Genomic DNA, 21,448 nt, shown 5'->3' with positions numbered 1-21,448 from the left:
TTATAAACTTTAATCAGCTTTTTCAATTATGAATTTTAATAACGTACAAGTGAAGATTAGCGATATATTATTTGACATGGAGGGGCAATCAGTTTCTGTTGAGGGGAAGATCACGGACATCTATCAGACAAGCGGGCCTCTTGTTTTTAGAATATACGATGGCAGCGAGATTAGGGCAGTTATTTTTAATCCAGTTGAAGATTTCTATTCCTTAAAGATTGGGGATTTTGTCAGGTTCTATGGGGTACTTTCAATTAGGAGAGAAAATGTTGAGTTGCAAATAAGTAAATTTGAAAGGTTAAATGAAACTGAATTGAAGGTAGTAATGAAGAACATTGAGAATATGTTTTTAGACAAGATTAAAAGAGACGCCCCAGATTTTCTTGTTAGCTCTGACGTATATAGAAAAATGGAAGGCCAATTTTTACTGGCTTTGAATTCGATTAAAAAAGCCGTATTACAGGAAAGGATGATTATCATAAGGCACCATAATGATTGTGATGGGATAACGGCCGGTGTTTCGCTAGAAAAAGCAATCAGCTCCTATGCGGACAAGGAGAAAAAGAAGGATTGCAAGATATTCAGAAAGCCATGTACAGCGCCATATTATGATCTTGAAGATTCATTAAAAGATATTGACCTCTACTTTTCTTTCTCTAAGAAAAAGCCACTATTGATTATTGCAGATAATGGTAGCACTGATAGTGATTTACAAGGTATTCTTAGGGCCAAAGTATATGATTTCGAGATTGGAGTAGTAGACCACCATCCTCCAACTAAAAATGATAATGGCGAATACATAATTGATAAATATGTTTCATTTCACATAAATCCCCACATTTACTCCGGGGATTCAAATTTATGCACAGGGATGTTGGCCTATGAGCTTTCAAGGATGATTGATTCTGAGATAGATGGCTATGGGATACATATACCGGCTCTTGCTGGTGTTGGCGACAAATCAAAGGGAATTGAAATGAATCAATACCTTGAAATTTCTCCTTTCAAAAGAGAGGAACTTGAGAGGATCAAATTAGCACTTGATCATGAATCCTATTACGTAGGTCGATTTGGTATAAAAAATTATATCGAAGATATTATGATGATAGGGGATAGAGATAGGGGCAATTTAATAATTGATTACGTTTCTGAAGAAATAGACAAAAAGAGGATATCCCAGTGGAATTTGATTAAGAAATATCTTGATATAAAGAACTTAGCTGAAGATTTTGATCTTATCTCAATAGAGCTTGATAAATTAATTTTTAGAGGCGAATTTCCATCACCTGGTAGAACTTTAGGATTTATCCACAATAAATACATCTGGGACAACGAAATTAATGAAGATGATAGGGCTATCATTAGTTTGGGTATGGCTGAGGACTATCTTGTGATTCGTGCTACAAACAAGGCAAAAGCGCTTGGATTTGACCTTAATGACATAATAAAACAGTTGAAAGATGTTTACTTAGAGGAAGTTCAAGGTGGCGGGCATCCTGGTGCAGGCACGATTAGATTTGTTCCAATATTAAAAGATGAAGTGCGAAAAGTGACTTTGGAATATATTGAGAAGATAGTTAAGAAAAATTAATACGGACACATACGTTAAAAGATGCTGGATGGCTGACTAATCAGTAGATGATCTATAGTTGAAATATAACTCAGTTTTTTAATGAGTAATCCATAAATTAAAATATTGATTCTTCAATGAATCTTAGAATCTTTTCTATGAATTTATTTGTCTATAGAGTTTTTTTGTAAATAAAATTATTCTGTCTTTCTGTTCAACTTGATGGGCCCACATATTCCTCTACCAGTCAACCCAGATATACGTCCACGCAGTCGATGAGGTCCAGAAAACAAACTACAAGAAGTATGCGCTATCAATAGCACAAGACTTTGATTCTAAATAAAAAAAGAAAAAATAAATAACTATCTTCTAAATAGTATCCCAAGCGTCACTAGCGCCCACAATATTGCGGGAAAAGCTTCTGGTATAATGGCAAAAGTCACTGAATCTAAATTTCCAGATACAATTGCCACTAAAATGGTACCAAGAGCATCCATCGATGCCGGAATACATTTGACTGCTAGAACTAGCAGTATGCCCGAGGTAATTAATCTATTCATATTCCTCGCTCCTTTTCTTACCCCGAGGACTGCTATGCAAATGGGCTGATGCCCTCGGGGGGCTTTTGGCCTGTACATATTTATTTTTTCATTATTATAAATTTATGGGTATATTCAGAGATATTTTTTAATTAATCTCTATTGTTAAACTATTTTTTTTAATAAATTACAACCTATGGCAAGCAATTCTTTTAAAACCTAATCATTGCCTGCCGTTCAAAACCCTTAACTTCTTTTTATATCATTGCGAACCTTAAAAAACTAAAAGTTTATATAGTAGTTAATTTAGAATTAATATGCAAATGGGACGATGTCCTCGGGGGTTATGTAAAAATAACCCCTAACCCAACTCTTTTCTGAAACCTAGCATTAGGTTGTTGTTTAAGATGTATTAATTTTCTTTAATTTGCTACCCTAATAAATACTTAATTGCTTCAACTGTTACATTTGAGCCGATTCCTATTGCAAAGTTTGAGACAATTTCCTTTAATTTTGCTTCGGTTGAAGGGCTTATTTTTATTAATTCTCCAATTTTTTGAACAATAGATATTTTATCTTTATTTTTATTTTCTTTAGTTAATTTTACAATATCCTCGACTAATTCTTCTGCTTCAGGATTGTCTTTAACATCTTCTAATTTTTTTAATTCAGATAATCTTTGATATAATTCATTGTAATTATTTATTGTATTATTTGTGTTATCTCCTGTTGATATAATGCCTTTGTTCTCTCCAACTTTAATTGTATAGTTTACTATTCTTATATACTCGGGAGAGGGTTCAAGCGGAGCATTGTCAGATATCATTTTTTCTTTAATATCCTCTATTTTGTATTCAAGTAATTGCAGAAAAGGTACAAAGAAAGTAGTATTGAATTTACTTACCATTTGATTATAATTCGTTTCAGCAAAAAATGTCATACTCATGTTAGTTAGATTGATTTCGCCAGAAATTATTCTCACGCATAGTTGATAAAATAAAGCCAATCTTTCATCTTCATCGTCTGGTAATATTAACTTACCACTTCCAATCATGGAGCTTCTTGAGCTTAATGCATAAACCCACCAATTATCGACAATGTTCGGGAGTATTAATTTTTCTGTAATTGGGTAAAAGAAATCATCATTTTCTAACAAATTGATAAATATCTTTAAATTGGGATTGAAACTTGTATAATCGGAAATTATAACATTATTCGCATAATGTTCTAACTTCTTATAAGATCTTTCAAATGAACTATTCTCTGAATTCATCTTTTATCACTCGTTTCAAAATATACAAAAACAAATAAATAATTATCTGTTTTAATCTTATTTTTTCAAGGGGGGCGTTTGATACGCTTAAATCATCTCAAGATTTCAAGAACTATCTGATTATTGATAAATGCATAGCTGAAGCTCAAGCAAAAGACTATACAAGAATAATTGAGAAGTTCAAAAGGGAGTATCCAGATATTGATGAAAAAAATCTTAATGAGAATGTAAGGAATTTTGCCTTAATATTTAAATAGGATTTTAAATAATTAAAAATTATGAAACCATCCGATAAAATATCATGTCTAACTTTTCCATGTAAAGATATTGAAAAGAATGCATTCCAAATTCCCAATTTAGACATTGATCCAGAAAAAATAAAAATCGTATTGATTTCTGAAGTTCCACCAATGGATTCAAAAGATTATTTCTATTCTCTAGGCACTCCATTCTATATGGAAACAACAAAGGAAGCTTTTAGAGACGCTGGATACAACATCAACTCTATACAAGATATACTAAACTTGGGCGTATACATTACAACAGCAGTTAAATGTGCAAAGACTGGAACTTCAATTTCAACAGATACGGTAAAAGAATGCTCATTTATTCTAGAAGAAGAATTGAAACTTTTCCCAAATGTGAAAGCTTATCTTTTACTTGGTGACGTCGCAATCAAATCCTTTAATTACATATCAAAAAGGAATACAAATAAACTCACCATACCAAATGGCTCAACTTACAAACTGAGAAATCAAATTTTTTTCTATGGCAACATAAGGGTATTTCCTTCTTACATTATAACGGGGAAAAACTTCTTGATAGAAAAATCAAAAAGAAAAATGATTGCTGAAGACATAAAGAATGCATTTGAGATTATTGATTAGAAAATATCAGCTAAGTTTGGGAATCAAAACCCAAAGCCTTATATATCATTCTTGGATTGGTTTGGAAAGGTTGTTATAGGAACGACTGAAAACGCTAAAAAAATTTCAAAACAGTTCTTCTTATCCCCTCCTTTGAAAAAGGAGGAATTAACTTGAGCGAATTTAGTCTTGTTATAAAAAATGCAAGAATAAACGATACCACAATTTCTGACATTGGTATTAATAATGGCATAATAGAAAAGATAGGTAAGTTGAAAGGTGGAAACACAATCATAGATGCAAACAAACACTATGTACTAAGTGGATTTGTGAATTCTCACTGCCATCTTGATAAATCAAATCTATTAGATAAGATGACAGAAGATCATCTTGGTAAAACACTTGAAGAAAATAGAATTCTCTTAAAGAAACTGAAGAGTTCCTACTCTAGTAATGATATTGAAAGAAGAGCAACTGACACCATAGAAAAGATGCTCTCAAAAGGGATAACGGCAATAAGAACGCAAGTTGATGTGGATCCAACGGAGGGAGTTCTACCGATTAAATCTCTTCTAAAACTAAAAGAAAAGTACAAAGATAGGGCATACATTGAGTTAGCGGCTTTCCCACAAGAAGGTGTAGTCGATGAAGCAAAAAGAGACCTTATGGAAAAAGCAATGGAACTAGGTGCTGATGTGGTGGGAGGGCTCCCGCTTGTAGAGTCAAAGGGAAATGAAAGAAAACACCTTGAAATACTTTTTGAACTAGCAAAACAGCATAATAAGAACCTTGATATCCAGGTAGATGAAACAAATGACCCGAGGATGGCAATTCTGCCAGAGGTCCTGAAAAAGACAAAGGAAGAAAATTTTCAAGGAAGGGTAACAGTAACACACGCAATAGCACTTTCAAGACTACCAACAGAAAAAGCAAAAGAGATAATTGATCAGATGAAAGCTCTAAAGGTAAATGTCATAGTAACACCAAGCGCAAACATGATTACAAGATTTGCAGAAGTTAACGATCTCTGGATAAGGCCATCAAACAGCATCACAAGAGTCACAGAACTTTACGACAATGGAATAAATGTTGCAATAGGGACTGATAATGTCAGAGACATCTTTTATCCATTTGGAAACTGTAGCATGATAAGAGAGCTTCACATGCTAGTATCGGCAACAAGGATGACTACAAGAGGGTACATAGACGGGGCCATTGCAATGGCAACAACAAATGGGGCAAAACTTCTGGGATTAAACTATGGAATAGACGAAGGAAGACAGGCAGACATAATAATCACAGATGGCATGTCAAAACTTGATATTCTAAATAGCGATGAAACAATCCCGTGCGTAATAAAAAATGGAAATATTCTTTCTCTTGATGAAAATAAATTTCAAAGGAGGAATAACTGATGTCTGGGATTTCTTCAATAGTTAGAGATTCAATAGATATGCACTACCACATAGGCCCAGATATTCTCCCAAGAAGGGATACAGTAGAAAGTCTTCTAAAAAATGAACAAGGGAAGATAACAGGCATAGCATTAAAATCTCACGGATTTCCAACAATATCTGTAATAAATACAATTGAAAAAAAGCCAGAGTTCCCCTTTCTAATAGGATCAATAACCTTGAACTACTTCATGGGAGGATTTAATCCAAGTGCAATATATGCTTCTGCAACAATGTCAAAGGGTGCCCCAATTATCGTGTGGTTTCCTACAATACATGCGGAAAATCATTTGCTGAAAAATCACAGCGAGTATGAGATACCTCCAGAGTGGGTAAGGGATCCAAAATTCAAACCCAGACTAAAATCAGAACTCAAAGCAATAAAAGTTACCGACTGGAATTCTAAGTTATATGAAAAATGCAATAGAGTCCTCAAAGCGATAAAAGAGAACAACTGTATCCTGGCAACTGGGCACCTTTCATGGCAGGAGAGCTATGTCCTTGCAAAAGAGGCCTTGAAGATGGACATCCCTACAATAATTACGCACCCAATGCAGAGAGACATCAAAATGCCCATTGAAATCCAGAAGGAGCTTGCCTCAAAAGGAGCATACATTGAGCACTGTTACGTCATGTGGCTAGACAGAGACCACCCAGAGGACTATCCTCTTAAGACAATAAAAAATGATATTGAAGAAGTAGGTTACGAACACTGCATTATCTCTACCGATGCAGGCCAAATAAGAAATCCCTCTCCAAGCGAGTGCCTTGAGACTTACATGAACTTGCTGCATAAAGAAGGTATCTCTGAACAGGCATTAGCAACGATGGCCATAACAAATCCAAGAAAAATACTAGGGATGGAAATTAAATGATTGACATCTCAGCAAATCTTTCAGGGATTCAGTTCGATAGCTGCATAATGAATGCATCAGGTCCCTTAGACACTACTTTAGAAGAGTTGACAAATATAGCAACTTCCGCTTCTGGCGGGATTGTAATGAAGTCATGTACCGTTGAACTGCGAGAGGGAAATCCTGAGCCAAGATATGTGGATGTCGATTGGGGCTCAATAAACTCAATGGGGCTGCCAAACCTTGGATACAAGTACTATAATGAAATAACTCCAAAGTTAAAGCCCTATGGCAAGCCATTAATTGCAAGTATAGCAGGGGCAAACAGCGAGGAGTACAAAACAATAGTTGAGAAATTTAACTCTTCAAATGTTGATATCTTGGAGATTAACTTATCCTGCCCAAATGTTGTCGGAAGACCTCAGATAGGGTATGACTTTGAAATGTCAGAGGAGATAATGAATATCGTAGGAGATGTTTCTGATAAGCCATGGGGTGTTAAATTGCCTCCATATTTTGATTTTGTTCATTTTGAGGAAATGGCATCTATTCTTAATCGTTCCAAAATCTCCTTTATCGTTAGTATAAATTCAATTGGGAACGCCCTCTTTATAGACTGGGAAACTGAAAAAGTGGTGATAAAGCCAAAGGGTGGTTTTGGTGGGCTTGGAGGGAAATATATCAAACCGACAGCTCTAGCAAATGTCAGAAAGTTTCATGAACTATTGAATGAAAAAATCAAAATTGTAGGAGTAGGCGGAATATATACAGGAATTGATGCGTTTGAATTTATTCTAGCAGGGGCTACTTTACTCCAACTAGGAACTTCATTCTCTCAAGAAGGCCCCCCTGTATTTGAACGAGTATCAAAAGAACTTTCTCAAATAATGGAAAAGAAAGGCTACACTTCTTTAGATGACTTTAGAGGAAAACTAAAGGTGATGATGTGAAAGAGCTCTACGATATACTTTTTGAAACTAGAAGTATCCAGGTAGATGCAACTAATCCATTTACTTTTGCATCAGGGATAAAAAGCCCAATATACTGTGATACGAGGAGATTGATTTCTTATCCAAAAGAAAGAAAAATGATCTTGAATGGATTCTTAGAAAAAATTAGTAAAATGAAAATTGAGTGTGTAATTGGAGTTGCTACAGGAGGGATCTCTTGGGGGGCATGGCTTTCAGACAGGCTTGATGTTCCTTTTGGTTATGTCAGATCGTCACACAAAGATTATGGGAAAAAACAGAGCATCGAAGGGGATATTGACGTTAGTAAAAATATTTTAGTCATAGAAGATGTTGTATCAACGGGCGGCTCTATTGGCAGGGCGATCAATTTACTAAAAGAGTCTTCTGCTAAATCTTTGAATGCCTTTTCAATATTCTCATACCAATTTTCTGAATCGTTAGAAATGTTTCAGAAGTTAAATGTTCCATTTCAAAGTCTTTTGACTCTTGAAGGCCTGCTTGAACATACATCCGATAAGATGGGCTCTAGTAAAAATGAAATTGAACTGTGGAAAAAGAATCCATGGAGGTGGAGACGAAATGAATAAAGAAGATGTCCGAAAGAGAATATGTTTGGCACTTGACGTTGATTCACTTGATCTAGCTAAAGAAGTCGTTGAAGAGAGCCATGAATATGTTGGCTTATATAAAATTGGAAAGCAATTATTCGTATCCGAGGGAACTTCTTCAATCAAAATCCCACAAAGCTATGGTAGGGATGTTTTCTTGGACCTTAAATTTCACGATATCCCAAATACTGTTGAAAGTGCTTCAAGGGCTTTAGTCAAGCATAACATCAAAATGTTTACAATTCATTCAATGGGCGGAAAAGAGATGATTCAGGCGGCAGTAATAGGAGTAAAAAATGGCGTTACTACGTATGGTAAAATCAAACCAATCATTCTGGGAGTAACAGTACTCACAAGCCAAGATGAAAACTCCCTTAGAGATCTACTTATTGATAAATCTCTTGACACTGCTCTCGTAAGCTATGCAAGAATGGCTTCAGAAAATGGATGTGATGGATTAGTTTGCTCTCCTAACGATATTAAAACTATTAGGCCACATATTTGTAAAGAAATTCTCTATGTAACCCCGGGAGTCAGATTGAGAGATGACAAAGTTTCTGACCAAAAGAGGGTGTCTACTCCAGAAGAAGCAATTATTAATGGATCATCTGTTATCGTTATCGGTAGGAGCATAATAAGTTCTAATGATAGAATTGAAATCTTAAAAAAAGTATACAAAGAAGTTGAGAAAGGATTGGAAGGAAAATAGTAAGCTATTTATCCATTATAGGAGAAATAATTATAAATTAATCTTAGTTTCTTATAGTATAATGCCTTCTATAAAGTGATTATATGAAATTTAGATTAAGTAAAACCTTCAAATTTGATGCAGCACACAAATTAGTTGATTATGATGGGGCTTGTGCAAATCTACATGGGCATACATACAAGTTGATCGTTACTGTAGAAGGCACTCCGGATGAAACTGGAATGGTCATGGACCTTTTTGATTTAAAGAAAATAGTCACAGATAAAATAGTAACTAAGATGGATCATTGTTTTTTGAATGATTTATACTCACAACCAACAGTAGAAAACATGGCAAAGGATATTTTTTCAAAACTTGAAAATGAATTTAAAAAAACTAAAGTTAATTTGTTTTCTATAAGATTATATGAAGGTGAAGGCTCTTACGTAGAGGTCTTCGCATGAAAAATCTACTAGTATCAGAAATATTTTTCTCAATTAACGGAGAAGGGCTAGAAATAGGAAAGCCAACTGTTTTTTTAAGACTCTCTGGGTGTAACCTTGATTGCAGTTGGTGTGATACGAAATATGCCAACTATAATGCTGTTGAAAAAAACATAGACGAGATACTAGAAGAAATTGAAAGAATTAATAAGGATATTAAGTCAGTTCTTATTACAGGGGGAGAACCTTTACTTCAGGATATAGAAGAGCTCGTTGAGATTCTTCATTCAAAAGGTTACCATATCTCAATTGAAACAAATGGTTCGATATACCATGATGTTCTATTAAAAATTGATTTCATCAGCATTGATATTAAGACGCCAAGCAGTAAGAATGAAACTAATGATTTAGATATTTTCAATAAAATTGTTGATGCAATAATAAAAAGAAATGGGCAGATGAAGGCCGTTATTTCAGATAAAGACGATTACCTATTCTTAAAGAAATTTATCAATGAAAACTCTTTTAATGTACCTCTTATAATCCAGCCCTGTTGGGATAAGCTTACCTACAAGGATCTATATGAATTGTATACAAATGATCCAATTAATAATAATGTTAGGATATTGCTCCAGATACACAAAGTGGGAGAAATTAAATGATTAACACTCAGGATGAATCACCAAAACATCAATTGAAACTTGAAAGAGTTGGAATTAAAAATCTTAAAACTCTCATCAAAATAGAAAGGAATACCAAAGAGTATAGGCATATACCAAAGATCAATATTTTCATGGATTTAACTGAAAACAAAAAAGGAGTACACATGAGTAGATTCATCGAGAGTATTACTGAGATACTGGAAGATGAAGTCAGGGGCAAACACAACTCCTTGGAACAAATAGGTAAACACATCCTTGAAAAATTGAAAGTAAAACACAGTTATGTTAGTGCAGAGATTGAATTTGAATCAGAAATCCCCCTTTATGAAATAACACCGGTCAGTAAAAAAGATACAATTGAGATACATGACATCAAAGTAAGACTTAGAAATAACAACGGGTCATGGATAAAAATATTGGAAGTAAGTGTTATTGGAAATACTGCATGCCCGCATGCATTGGCTGTTAACAAAAAGGGAACCCACATACAAAGGGCAATTGGGAATTTGAGGATTGAAACTGACTTTGATAATGATATTGACCTTGAAGAGATGATAAGGGTTGTAGATAATTCATTTTCTTCTAGAGTATTTACTTTATTAAAAACTGAGGATGAATCTTTTGTCGTTGATAGAATGCACAATAATCCTCTTTTTGTCGAAGATGTTTGCAGAAACATGTTGTCATTAGCGTCTTCTAAATTTAAAAAATCAAAGATTCATGCAGAATGTTTAAGCCAGGAGTCAATACATAGGCATGATGTTTTTGCCGAGGGGGCAATTGAAACATGAAATCTGCAGTTGTATTACTTAGTGGTGGCATGGATTCTGCAGTTTGTGCCGCAATTGCAAAAAATGAAGGATACGATATCTATGTATTGCATGTTAATTATGGGCAGAGAACAAAGATAAGAGAGTATAACTGTGCAAATGAGTTGTCTTTTTTTTATAATTCTGTGGATTTTAAAGTTATTAATCTTGATTTCTTAAAAGAAATAGGGGGAAGTGGCCTTACCGATAATTCTATCGAACTACCAAAAAATGAAACTGAAGGCATACCTCCAAGTTACGTTCCTTTCAGAAATTCCATTCTTTTATCTTTAGCTACTGCGTGGGCTGAAGTAGTGGGCGCAGAAGCTATTTACTATGGTGCAAATTCAATAGATTTTTCGGGTTATCCGGATTGTCGGCCTCAATTCTTTAAAGCTTTCCAGGGATTGATAGATACAGGAACAAAAGACAAAACAAAGATCAAACTTAAAACACCTCTTGCATATATGTCAAAATCAGATATAGTAAAAAAGGGGGTAGAACTTAATGTTCCATTTGAAAGAACTTGGAGTTGCTACACAGAAAATGATGAGGCCTGTGGAGTTTGTGATTCTTGTAGATTAAGACTTAAAGGATTTCAAGAAGCAGGAGAAAAAGATCCAATTAAATATACGTGAGGATTTGATATGGATACTCAAAATAATATAAATGTACTTGTGGCGGAAAAAGCCTTAGAACTTCTTAAGAAGACCTTGGAGAGTACAAGATTTGAAGGTGTTTGGAAAAAGAAAGATGCACTACAAATTACTGATTCAATGAAATCAGATATCATGGCAATAAAATTTTCATATGCTGAAAAAGAAAATATCAGTGAAATAGTTTCTCCAATAAAAGAAAAAATATCAAAATTGCAGGAATCGCTCGGAGAAGGCTGGAGTTCAAATTTTCTTTCCAATGCAAAAAAAGAAAATAAAATTTCTACGAAAATGGGGATTGCTAAAATTATTTTTTCTATGAATACTTTGTATTTTTTGGATAGAAGAATAAAGCATGATAATCATTATGGCGTTGATACACTTGTTGGAAAAATTCTATCAGTTTCAAAAGCTTCTGATTCCCTTTTAATATGCAATGTTGATATAAAGAGGGCTATTACAGTTCTGACAAATGACATGTCCATAAAAGATGGGGATGTTGTCGCAGTTTCTATCTTGCCTCCAAGAGAATTCTACGGACAAGTATCTGAAGGAATGTTTTGTGGGATACATGGAGTTTTAAAAATAGAAGGTGAAGTTGGGAGTAGGGCAGATATACCCATTGATGGATATAAAGAAACAATGAATATGGTACAAGACTTCTTAAAACATTGAAGGGATAATGCACATTACTTCTAAATCTTCATTTCCAGTATTTATATAGCTGTGTAGTTCATTGGGTGGGATGTAGATAACATCTCCTTTTTTTGCAGGGCTTTTGCCTTTCTCAGTCTTTAAAAATCCTTCACCTTTCAATATAAAGTTTTCATGTTCCCATTCATGTCTGTGGTATGGTGAAAATCCTTCTTTTTCAATCTTCATGATTCTCATAAAGAAATTCTTAGCCCCTTGATCCTCACCTACTAAAGTTGTTATTGAAACACCTTTTGCATTATCGGTTTCAATTCTATTTTCTTTTATTTCTGTAATATTTTTATGATAAATCATAAAATCACATGCTTTCTTGGGAGTATAACTGTAAACTTACTACCTTTGCCGTATTCAGATTCAACTTTTATTGATCCGTTATGTTTATTTACTATGTCTAAGGATATTGGGAGGCCAAGACCAATACCTTGTTTTAACTCATCATCTACTTTAGCTCTGTAAAACTTTTTAAAAATATTCTCTAGATCTTCATGTTTAATTCCAATTCCTCTATCTTTAATTTCAACTTTTAATGTACCATCTTGTTCTTCTATTTTTATTGTAATTCTGTCACCTTCATTGGAGAAATTAACGGCATTTTCAATAAGATTGCTAAAGACTTTAGTAAGATTTTCTTTATCTCCTTCTACATAGAAATCATGTCCATTTGGGATTACCTGCACATCTATTTTTCTTTTATTTGCAATCAAAGTAAAATCTTGAGATATAGACTCTATAAGTTCTTTAAGATCAAATTTTTGGATATTTAGTTTTTGTGAATCTTTACCAATAAGATTAAACTCTTCAATTTCCCTAACTAAAGAAATCAATCTTAATACATTTCTTTGGATAGAAGATATATATTTTCTATTTTCTCGATCAATTTTGTCCAAATTGATGAATTCGTTACTTACACTAATAATTGCAAGAGGATTATAAATCTCGTGAGATATTGCATCAATAAAATCTTTTTTCGCCTTGTCTGATTCCCTTAAGGCATCATAGGCATCTTGAAGTTTCTGAGTTTTATTATTGACCTCTACTTGTAGGGCTTTATTGAAGTTCTCTCTTATTTGAGAAGTATACTTCAATTTATCAGTCATTTCATCCATTTGCCTTGAAAGAATGGCTATTTCATCTTCTCCTTCAAATCCAACTTTTAAATTAAAGTTTCCTTTACCTACTTCCCCTGCCTGACGAGATATTTTTTCTATAGGTGCCACAATTTTTTCATGAATATACTTAGATAAGGTATAATTAATTCCTAAATCTATTAAAATCATTACAATAACTGTAACAAAAAAAGTTTCAATTATAGTTGTATCTACAGGATAATTAGAACTGATAAATATTATTGTGACGATAATACCAAGTCCAATAATGATTATATTTGTAATGTATAATATTTTAATACGTAGGGAGTCTAATTTTTCTTTGATACTTATTTCTGGTTTTAGGAAGCCGTATTTCAAAACTGCATAAGCAAATAAAAGCATCATTAAAGAATTAGTTATTGGAAGAACAATGACGTTACTCATAAATTCTGGTTTGACCCCAAAAATTCTAAAATATGTATTTGTAACTATACTTGTTGCAATAGGTATTAGAGCTCCAACAAAAGCTATTATATTTTTTTTCTTTTCAATTGTGGAGGAAGTATTCTTATAGGATAATAAAAGTAAAATTAGACCATATAATAAACTTAATACATAATATCCATAAAAAATACCAAAAAGAGGTCCGAAAACTTCAACATAGCCTAACTCCATTAGAGAAAAATCTTTTAACAATAAATCCGTTAACAAAGAAAGAGAGAATATTACGCTAGGGAATATCCAATAGATATCTCGAAGAACTAATTTCTTTTTTGAGATTTGAGAACACCACCATATAAATAAAGGCGGAATCCATAATACAAAGAAAATATTTAGTTTCCCCCATAGAAGGGGGAATCCTCTGATCTGCACTAAATAATTTGTAATAATTATGCCTGAATTAAAAAAAGCTAATAATGAGAATAAAATATTAATTTTATTTTTATAATTTGATTTAAGTGCATATATACCTAATAAAATATTAAATAAAAAAGAGAAAATAATTATGTAATTCATAGGGATCTATTCTACTTTATTCGGTCATCCAAAAGTAATATTTCACTGGTGCATCCATCCATAAAACTGGAGCTGATACATAGACTGTTCCAGTTCCTTCATTTTCTTTTAAATGCATTTTAATTATTTCATGTGTAGTTTTATCCATAAAATCACCTACAAATTACCTTTTTTATAGATTAATTTATAAATTTAACTAAATATAATTGCGAATTTCTCAATTTATTATGTCTTTCAATACACTTTCTCTCTTATTTTTAAATTTGTCAATACTTGATGATATTTTATCTGACGAATCCTCAAAAAACTTATTTAAGTAGAATAGATTATAAGATTTTATAGACTCAATTGCCCTTTTTTGATAGTTTAGAGATAAATCTAGTGTATTTTCTAAAATATCAGTTTCAATAAATGCAGCAGCGATGTCCATAAAATCCGCTTTTCCATTATCCACTAAATTTTCATCTTCAAGATATCCTATGGCCTTTACCAAGGGGTATGTCATTTGGGAAGATGTGAAATCGTCTTTCCACCCAAGAACATCATTAAAAAGTTGCATTGAAGTTCCCCAATATTCCATCATTGAAAAAAAATCATTTCTTTTCCTTTCATTTGATTCTTCAAGATATAAATAAGACAAGATAGGGATCCTCAAATGAAAGGCTTTCCTTGCCATAAGTTCATAATTGAAGTTTTTCATTTCTTCTGTTAAATGGCCTTTATAGGTATAGTGTTCCTTCTCAAAAAGAACGGCGTTTGAAAAATGTGTAAGGGTATCCTCTAAGTCTTTGAAAAAATTTTCATTTCTACCTATCAACTTAAAGCATATTTCATACATTTTGAATTCAGAGATATTAGATAAAAGAAGTAAGTTTCTATCTATTTTTTCAGGATTATCAATTATGTCATCAATAATCCGCAAATGCATTATACCATAAACATCAAGGTTAGAAAGTTTTCTAGAAATGTCTTCTTTATCGGGAATATCAAAGCCTTCTGATAGCCAGTAGGGGAAGAGAAGAAAGGTATTGAATCCCTTCATAGAAACTTTAAATTTATCAAGGAAAGAAATCCCTAGATCTGAAATTGGTTTCTCAAGACTGCCTATAAAAGAATAAACATCAGTAAGTACGAGATTAATTTCTTTATGAAAATCATCAAAAAAAATCATAGTATCCCTTCAAGCCAATCACTTATCTCTTTTATCTCAAAGATATCTAGTGTATATACTCTTCTATCCTTATAAGGGATTTTGTCGAGTGACTGCTTGAATTCTTTACTTTTTCCAAATATATCCCGTGAATGGTATATTGCTTTGTGGACAATTTTATTCCTGTGTGTGAAGAGTCCTCTAACTGTATCTTCAAACACTTGATTGACTTCAAATTTTTTATCCAGTTTTATGTGGGCTATCGATGACCATATTTTGGGCTCAGGATAAAAAGCAGAAGGCGGGACATCTCTTAAGAGCTCTATCTCTGAATAGATCTTAGACATGACTGATAGCCTAGAATAATCATCTGCTCCTGGCTTTGAAATAAATCTCATTGCAAATTCTTTTTGATACAACAAGGTTGCAGCTTCAAAGTTCATTTGGAATAGTTTGAATGTTATCTCAGAAGATATTGCGTATGGAATGCTTGATACAACAGTATCAAAATTTTTTTCTTCAAACTTTAGAAAGTCGTCATTTACTATTTCGACATTGTCAAAATCATATTCTTGTTTTAGAATATTAACAAGATTTTTGTCCTTTTCAACAGCAATAACTTTGTCACATACTTTAGATAGTTTTTCAGTAAGAAATCCAAGTCCCGGCCCTATTTCAAGGACTTTTCCCTTGCCATAAGAAGCCATGAATCTTAGAACTTCATCAGAAATAAGAAAATTTTGAGAATATCTTTTGGACGGCCTAATGTTATATTTATTCAAAAGATAAAAAAGTTTGTTTGATATCATTCCATCTCTTTGGGCGGTCTGCTTACAAAAATAGAATATCTGTCAACTTCTTGCATCTCGTTAAGTATCCTATTTATAATCATCTTTTTTGGATCAGGTATAGATGGAACTCTATCTTTTATATCATTAAATGATGTGAAGGGTCCTTTTTTCCTTTCATCTAGGATCTCATTCATTAGTTTCTTTCCTAGACCAGGTAAAAGTTCAAGCTTGTGGTATCTGATTGATATGGGGCCAGAAGTATTGAAAAACTCAACAAATTTTTGTTCATTTTCTGATACTATCTTTTCAACAATGAATTTTAATTCGCCCTTTGCAGTTGCACTTAGCTCGCTATAGCGTAGTCTTTTTTTTACTCGAGCTATTTTGTCCCTTTTTCCCTTTCCAATGAAAACTCTTTCATACATCGAAAGATCAGTTGATGGAACTACCTCTAATAAAGAGAAATAAGTTTCACCCATTATATGTGCAATGGGCGTTCTTTTATGAGGTGGGAGATTCTCTCCTGGAAGACCTTGCGGTAGGTAATCCAGAACTATCCCATACTCTTCAAAAACTCCAGTTCTCATCATCATAACTTTCACTTATTTTTTATATTTTGCCATAATTTCTAATATGGCAGTTATTTCTGCATCATCCAATATTAGTCTTTCTTTTGAGAATAGTACTTCAATGTCTTTCTTGTCTTCTGGAACAATATCTACTATTTTGATTATATTTTCCTTTTTTAATCTTGGAACTTTTTCAATTAGTTCTGCATTAGCTTTTTCTATATCCTCAATTTCCATTTTACTGAATTTATTTGTATAATCTAGTGAGATTCCCTGTTCATATCCCAATTCGATTTTTTCAGCTCTACTGGAAAGTATCTCTTTTACCTTTGTTATTGGAACGATGTCCTCAGAGATTATTTCCTTTCCTATCATGAAAGAACCTCTTTCTTAAAAAACCTGCTTTTTCATATGTTCAGGTCTTGAAATAATGGTTTTTTCTTTATTTCCATCCATTATAGAAAGTAGATAAGCTGAACCCCTCTTTCCAACTACCTTGCCTGTTCTTCCGTGAAATCTTGGGAAGGGCATACCTTTGTGGACAGATGGTTCTAAAATAATGTGTACGGAGTCTCCTACATCAAATTCCTGAAGGATTCTTGATACTGGAACTTTTCCCCTTGTTCTCACATCTTTTGTTAGTTTACCTCTTGTCTTGATCCTGAATCCATGAGATTTTCTAGCCATTATTACACCTTCTCTTCAATACTAATTACATTTAGCAATACGCACTTTATACTCTTACCCAATAATTCTGCAATACTGGGATTTGTTCTCTCCTCATCTCCAGAGATAAGTTCCTTTATATAAAGTCCACCATCACAGTATATCTCTAGTGACGAGCAATTTTCCTTAGAGGTACGAACTTTATAAACCTTTCTAATTCTTGTTTTATCAGCTCTTCTATGTACAACTCTGTTTGGGGTCTCTTGATATATGTCTCTATCTACGAAAAACTCCTCTATTTTTCTCTTTTCTTCCTCAGTTAAGCATGCATCTATCTCTGCCAGATAGGTTTTTCTTAGATGAGTATTCTTAATTTTTTCAACTACCTCTTTTTCAACAAAGCAAAGGTCAGAAATTTTTACTCTTTCCTCGTTTTGTTGATTTACTTCCTTTTCAAGCTTTTGAAGATCAATATTTCTAATCTTTGGGGACTTTATTTCTAAAACAAAAGGCCTACCATTACCAAGCATTAGAACATCAATATCTTCTCTACCTGCACCATGAAAAGAAGAATCAGCACCTTTAGCTTCTTTTAAGAATAACCAGGATATTAACTCTTCAACGCTTTCCTCGTACATTTTTCCCGTATTGCCACACCTTGAACATCCCTTTCCTTTACATCTTCTGCATAACCATTTAGTCTGGGGGATACCTCTGACTAGCTTATTATATCGGCCGTAAATAAATAATGGGTTAATAACATACTCTATTTTTGATTCATAAGGGTGAATAAGTATGGTTACATCTTCCTTTTCTCTTTTGAATTCCTTTCCAATCATTGATCCAATTTTCTTCCCAAGTTCTCTGTTAAGCTCTTGTTTGATACTTTCTTGATACTGGAGTGAGTATTTTTCTTTTAGCATTTCCTCGTTTTTGAGTATATCTTCCGGTATTTTTGTACCTGCATGAAAAGTGAAAAATTCAAAATCCGGAGAGATATTTCTTACTACCTCTTCAGTTCTTTCAAAAATATTGCCACAAAGAAAACAGGGCCTTTCTTGTTTAAGCTCGGAAGATAATTCAGGATATATTGATTTTAATAGATTTCTTATTACTTCCCCTCTTCTCTGATTTGTAGATATTGAAATTTTCCCGAACTGCCTTCCAAGGCAATTATTACAAAGAACATACTTCTCTAATATCTCCTTAGAAGTTTTTAGTATCATGTAGATCTTTAACTCTTAAAGCCCCTTAAAGGATTTGTCGATTAGTCCGTAACAGATCTGTAACTTCTTTACTATCTCATGCTCTGTAGCAGAATCTTTGTGGAATGGAATACTTTCAAATTTTTGAAGCAGCGCATTATACTTGTTTTGGGCTTCCCAGATCTTTGATAAGAGGACTTCTCGGTCCCTGTACATCTTTATAAATTCAGTGCAGCCTTCCTTTATTTCCATGATGTCTCGTTCGTACTGTATTTCGTAGTCGATCTGTTTTATAAGATTCTGGCATTGCTGTATCCTTTCCTTTAGAAGTTCTTGGGACTTCATGTCTAATTCGTTTTCAAACTGCTTATAGCTAGCAACTATATTTTTGTATTCGCCTATCATATCCATAACAAGAGCTTTGTCTGAAGGCTCGACATAAGAGTATCTTGTTATAAATCCTCCAATTTGATTGACAATCTTATCAATTTTGCTCTGAACTATCTCTTTTTCAGCATCTTTTATTCTATTGCTAAATTCGGACATCAAAGCTTCAATTTCAAGCCTAAGCTGTTCATCGTATTCCATCAAAAGTCCCTGTTTTTCTCTAATAAGCGTTTGATACTCGTCTTTAGCTTCCGCCGGGCTCCTTAGAACTTGAGCGAAACTGAATTTTTCCAATAATCCCTTGATTTTTCTAATAAAGTATTGGAGCTCCTCTTCTTTAACAATTTCCGCATGCTCTACCCTTTTCTTTAGCCTTCCAAGTATTTCATCGATTTCGTCTCTTTTGTCTTCAGCAATTATAGATAGAATCTCATTCCTTGTCTTCATTAAGTCCCTGTAAAGGTCACGTACCTCAAATAAATTTGAGTTAATGTAACCCTGATCAAATTTAATATCAAAAGTTTGTGCCCTTCTTAAAAGAATATCAATCTTTTGGAGCTCATCTTCCTGGACATCCTTTAGTTTAGCACTTATTTTTTCTATTCTTCTTTCAATCTCTATTTCTTGTTCTGAATTTGCAAATACGATTATGTCATCTTTTTCCTTCAAAAGTTTTTGGAAATCTTCTTTTGCTTTAACTATATTGTTCAATATATTATCTTCAGTGAAGTCGCCAATTTTTTTGTTTAGGTAATCGATAAATTCATCAACATATCCTTTCTTGCCATCTTCAATCTCTTTTATCCTGTTATCAAAGGCGTTAAGATTAACATTAATTGCCTTTTCAAGTTCATAATCAATTCCAACAGGGAGATTTTTTTGCTCTCTTCTAAGGCTGTTATAAAGAACAACTGCTTCCTTTATGTTTGCATCAATATGTTCTTTAGGATACTTCTCTAGTATGTCAATTGTCTTTTCCAGAAAATCCTCTAATATTTTAATCTTGGCCTCTTCAGTTTTGATTACCTTCTCCTGAATTTCTGATAGATTACTTTCAATTACTATTTCTAAATCTGCAGGCAATTTCTTTTTCTCTTCTAGAAGTTTATGGTACATTTGTCTTGCAGACTCTAAATCAGTATTAATTTTAGAATAGTCAAATTCTTCTAAAGCTTTGTATGAATTCTCTAAAAAGTTTTCTAATTCCCTTTTCTTAATTGCTTCAACACTTTTTACTCTTAAGAAGAGATCATTAAGATTCCTCTCTATGTTTTTGCTTAGTTCACTAGAAAATCTGGGGTACAGTCTTTGCATATCTCTACTTAATGCAACATAAGTTCTCTCTGCCTCCGATAGATTTCCTGCAATGTAATCTTCCGTATATTTTTCAAGAGCCCTCCCAGTTCTATCATAGACAAAAGCTAGATTTTCAATCTCTCTCTTTTCAACATTTTCTATTTTAGAAATTAGTGTATCAATTAAGTTACCTACCCTATCTTCAATTTTAGAATCGATATTTCCATTCAAAGTAGGCCTTATTTTACTATATTTCTCATAGACAGCTCTTGAATCAAGGGGATTGTCTAAGATATACTGTTCTGTAAAAATAGGGAGGAATTTTTCAACTTCATCAAGGATGGTTAAGAGATCCATTCTTTTTCGATCTTCAATCTCTTTTATTCTCTGATTTAAAATTTTAAGATTATTGTCAATAAGTGTGGCCCTTCCACCCTTAAGTTGCCTCTTCTTTTCAATTAAAGAAGCATAAATATCCCTAGTTTCATCAAAATTTTCTGAAATATATTGATCGTTCAAATACTTGCTTTTTTCTTCAATTTCCTTTAAGAAAAGCTCGTAATCTTTTTTTAAGACATTTTCAGTTTTTTCAATTTTGTCTTCAATATTTGATAAATATTTTTGTATCTCTCCCTCTATTTCAGGGGATATATTCTTTGGAAGTTTTTTATTCTCTACATCAAGAAGAGAGAATATCTCGAGCACTTCTGTATAATTATTAAGAATGTAATCTTCTGTAAAAATCTCATCTTTATTTTTTACCTTTCTTAAGAAATTAAGAAGTGTAAGCTCCTGCTCCTTTTCAGTTTGATCAATTCTGTATTTAAGCTCTAATAAATTTGAGTCAATCTTTTTCTGGATATCCCAGACAATTACTTTTAATTCGTCAATATCGTCATAGATTTTTTGCTCTTCTAATTCGGTACTTTCTTTGCCAGTAACAGTATCAACATTTTCCCTAATCTGTTGAAGCTTTTCTTCAAAGTTTTCAATTTCCCACTGCTTTATAGCTTCAATATTATGTGATTTTAATCTGTCGAGAAACTCTTTATATCCATCAAGTAACTTTGATACTTCTAAGATTCTCTCTTCGTTAGATGTTTCAACTTCTGATATTTTTTCAGCCAATTCATCTATTTTTTTGTTTTCAAATGGCATAATAATAACACCAG

Annotated in this window: 23 protein-coding genes; 12 read left to right on the top strand and 11 right to left on the bottom strand. The window is 33.0% G+C overall.

What is annotated here, in order from left to right; translation table 11 throughout:
- Window positions 1-28 precede the first annotated feature (28 nt).
- Entirely contained in the window at window positions 29-1,591 is a 1,563-nt protein-coding gene (locus tag HPY60_02270; GenBank protein NPV50007.1) for a hypothetical protein, read from the top strand.
- Window positions 1,592-1,932: 341 nt separating this feature from the next.
- On the opposite strand, the gene HPY60_02265 is transcribed toward HPY60_02270, so the two are convergent.
- The gene (locus tag HPY60_02265) at window positions 1,933-2,208 is read right to left on the bottom strand and encodes a hypothetical protein (protein NPV50006.1); all 276 of its coding nucleotides are present in this window, start codon (window positions 2,206-2,208) and stop codon (window positions 1,933-1,935) included.
- Window positions 2,209-2,539: 331 nt separating this feature from the next.
- Window positions 2,540-3,382, bottom strand: a complete 843-nt coding sequence (locus HPY60_02260) for a hypothetical protein (GenBank protein ID NPV50005.1) — start codon at window positions 3,380-3,382, stop codon at window positions 2,540-2,542.
- 278 nt (window positions 3,383-3,660) lie between these two features.
- On the opposite strand from HPY60_02260, the gene HPY60_02255 reads away from it, so the two are divergent.
- The 11 genes from HPY60_02255 (at window position 3,661) to HPY60_02205 (ending at window position 12,068) form a co-directional block, all read left to right on the top strand.
- Complete coding sequence (locus HPY60_02255) at window positions 3,661-4,269, top strand: uracil-DNA glycosylase (GenBank protein NPV50004.1); 609 nt, start codon at window positions 3,661-3,663, stop codon at window positions 4,267-4,269.
- A 152-nt stretch (window positions 4,270-4,421) separates the two neighbouring features.
- Entirely contained in the window at window positions 4,422-5,663 is a 1,242-nt protein-coding gene (locus HPY60_02250) for an amidohydrolase family protein (protein ID NPV50003.1), read from the top strand.
- Complete coding sequence (locus tag HPY60_02245; GenBank protein ID NPV50002.1) at window positions 5,663-6,577, top strand: hypothetical protein; 915 nt, start codon at window positions 5,663-5,665, stop codon at window positions 6,575-6,577. Before HPY60_02250 ends, HPY60_02245 begins: the two co-directional genes overlap by 1 nt.
- A complete protein-coding gene (locus HPY60_02240; GenBank protein ID NPV50001.1) occupies window positions 6,574-7,506 on the top strand; it encodes a dihydroorotate oxidase in 933 nt (310 codons plus the stop codon). Before HPY60_02245 ends, HPY60_02240 begins: the two co-directional genes overlap by 4 nt.
- Complete coding sequence (gene pyrE / locus HPY60_02235; protein ID NPV50000.1) at window positions 7,503-8,114, top strand: orotate phosphoribosyltransferase; 612 nt, start codon at window positions 7,503-7,505, stop codon at window positions 8,112-8,114. The genes HPY60_02240 and pyrE overlap by 4 nt, the downstream gene beginning before the upstream one ends.
- Window positions 8,107-8,844 carry an orotidine-5'-phosphate decarboxylase gene (gene pyrF / locus HPY60_02230; protein ID NPV49999.1) on the top strand — a complete coding sequence of 246 codons (738 nt, stop codon included), beginning with the start codon at window positions 8,107-8,109 and terminating at the stop codon, window positions 8,842-8,844. The genes pyrE and pyrF overlap by 8 nt, the downstream gene beginning before the upstream one ends.
- A gap of 83 nt (window positions 8,845-8,927) precedes the next feature.
- Window positions 8,928-9,287: a 6-carboxytetrahydropterin synthase QueD gene (queD, locus tag HPY60_02225; protein NPV49998.1), complete on the top strand. Its 360-nt coding sequence runs from the start codon at window positions 8,928-8,930 to the stop codon at window positions 9,285-9,287.
- Window positions 9,284-9,928, top strand: a complete 645-nt coding sequence (locus HPY60_02220; GenBank protein ID NPV49997.1) for a 7-carboxy-7-deazaguanine synthase QueE — start codon at window positions 9,284-9,286, stop codon at window positions 9,926-9,928. The genes queD and HPY60_02220 overlap by 4 nt, the downstream gene beginning before the upstream one ends.
- Complete coding sequence (locus HPY60_02215; GenBank protein ID NPV49996.1) at window positions 9,925-10,719, top strand: GTP cyclohydrolase IV; 795 nt, start codon at window positions 9,925-9,927, stop codon at window positions 10,717-10,719. The genes HPY60_02220 and HPY60_02215 overlap by 4 nt, the downstream gene beginning before the upstream one ends.
- Window positions 10,716-11,375, top strand: a complete 660-nt coding sequence (queC, locus tag HPY60_02210) for a 7-cyano-7-deazaguanine synthase QueC (GenBank protein NPV49995.1) — start codon at window positions 10,716-10,718, stop codon at window positions 11,373-11,375. The genes HPY60_02215 and queC overlap by 4 nt, the downstream gene beginning before the upstream one ends.
- Before the next feature lie 9 nt (window positions 11,376-11,384).
- Complete coding sequence (locus HPY60_02205) at window positions 11,385-12,068, top strand: tRNA-binding protein (GenBank protein NPV49994.1); 684 nt, start codon at window positions 11,385-11,387, stop codon at window positions 12,066-12,068.
- On the opposite strand, the gene HPY60_02200 is transcribed toward HPY60_02205, so the two are convergent.
- The 9 genes from HPY60_02200 to HPY60_02160 form a co-directional block, all read right to left on the bottom strand.
- Window positions 12,057-12,401: a cupin domain-containing protein gene (locus HPY60_02200; GenBank protein ID NPV49993.1), complete on the bottom strand. Its 345-nt coding sequence runs from the start codon at window positions 12,399-12,401 to the stop codon at window positions 12,057-12,059. The two genes, HPY60_02205 and HPY60_02200, sit on opposite strands and share 12 nt — an antisense overlap.
- On the bottom strand, window positions 12,398-14,212 hold the full coding sequence (locus HPY60_02195; protein NPV49992.1) for a HAMP domain-containing protein: 1,815 nt from the start codon (window positions 14,210-14,212) through the stop codon (window positions 12,398-12,400). The genes HPY60_02200 and HPY60_02195 overlap by 4 nt, the downstream gene beginning before the upstream one ends.
- A 217-nt stretch (window positions 14,213-14,429) precedes the next feature.
- Window positions 14,430-15,383 (bottom strand): hypothetical protein, encoded by a 954-nt coding sequence (locus HPY60_02190; protein ID NPV49991.1) that lies wholly within the window; start codon window positions 15,381-15,383, stop codon window positions 14,430-14,432.
- A complete protein-coding gene (gene rsmA / locus HPY60_02185; GenBank protein ID NPV49990.1) occupies window positions 15,380-16,171 on the bottom strand; it encodes a ribosomal RNA small subunit methyltransferase A in 792 nt (263 codons plus the stop codon). The genes HPY60_02190 and rsmA overlap by 4 nt, the downstream gene beginning before the upstream one ends.
- Window positions 16,168-16,746 carry a DUF655 domain-containing protein gene (locus HPY60_02180; protein NPV49989.1) on the bottom strand — a complete coding sequence of 193 codons (579 nt, stop codon included), beginning with the start codon at window positions 16,744-16,746 and terminating at the stop codon, window positions 16,168-16,170. Before HPY60_02180 ends, rsmA begins: the two co-directional genes overlap by 4 nt.
- Before the next feature lie 9 nt (window positions 16,747-16,755).
- On the bottom strand, window positions 16,756-17,097 hold the full coding sequence (locus HPY60_02175; GenBank protein NPV49988.1) for a DNA-directed RNA polymerase subunit F: 342 nt from the start codon (window positions 17,095-17,097) through the stop codon (window positions 16,756-16,758).
- A 15-nt stretch (window positions 17,098-17,112) separates the two neighbouring features.
- On the bottom strand, window positions 17,113-17,409 hold the full coding sequence (locus tag HPY60_02170; protein ID NPV49987.1) for a 50S ribosomal protein L21e: 297 nt from the start codon (window positions 17,407-17,409) through the stop codon (window positions 17,113-17,115).
- A 2-nt stretch (window positions 17,410-17,411) separates the two neighbouring features.
- Window positions 17,412-18,614: a tRNA pseudouridine(54/55) synthase Pus10 gene (locus HPY60_02165; GenBank protein ID NPV49986.1), complete on the bottom strand. Its 1,203-nt coding sequence runs from the start codon at window positions 18,612-18,614 to the stop codon at window positions 17,412-17,414.
- Window positions 18,615-18,629: 15 nt separating this feature from the next.
- On the bottom strand, window positions 18,630-21,434 hold the full coding sequence (locus tag HPY60_02160) for a hypothetical protein (GenBank protein ID NPV49985.1): 2,805 nt from the start codon (window positions 21,432-21,434) through the stop codon (window positions 18,630-18,632).
- Between the last annotated feature and the right edge of the window lie 14 nt (window positions 21,435-21,448).

The organism is Methanofastidiosum sp. (genome assembly GCA_013178285.1).
In the GTDB taxonomy this organism is placed as follows: domain Archaea; phylum Methanobacteriota_B; class Thermococci; order Methanofastidiosales; family Methanofastidiosaceae; genus Methanofastidiosum.
This window is presented reverse-complemented; position numbering and strand designations above follow the sequence as displayed.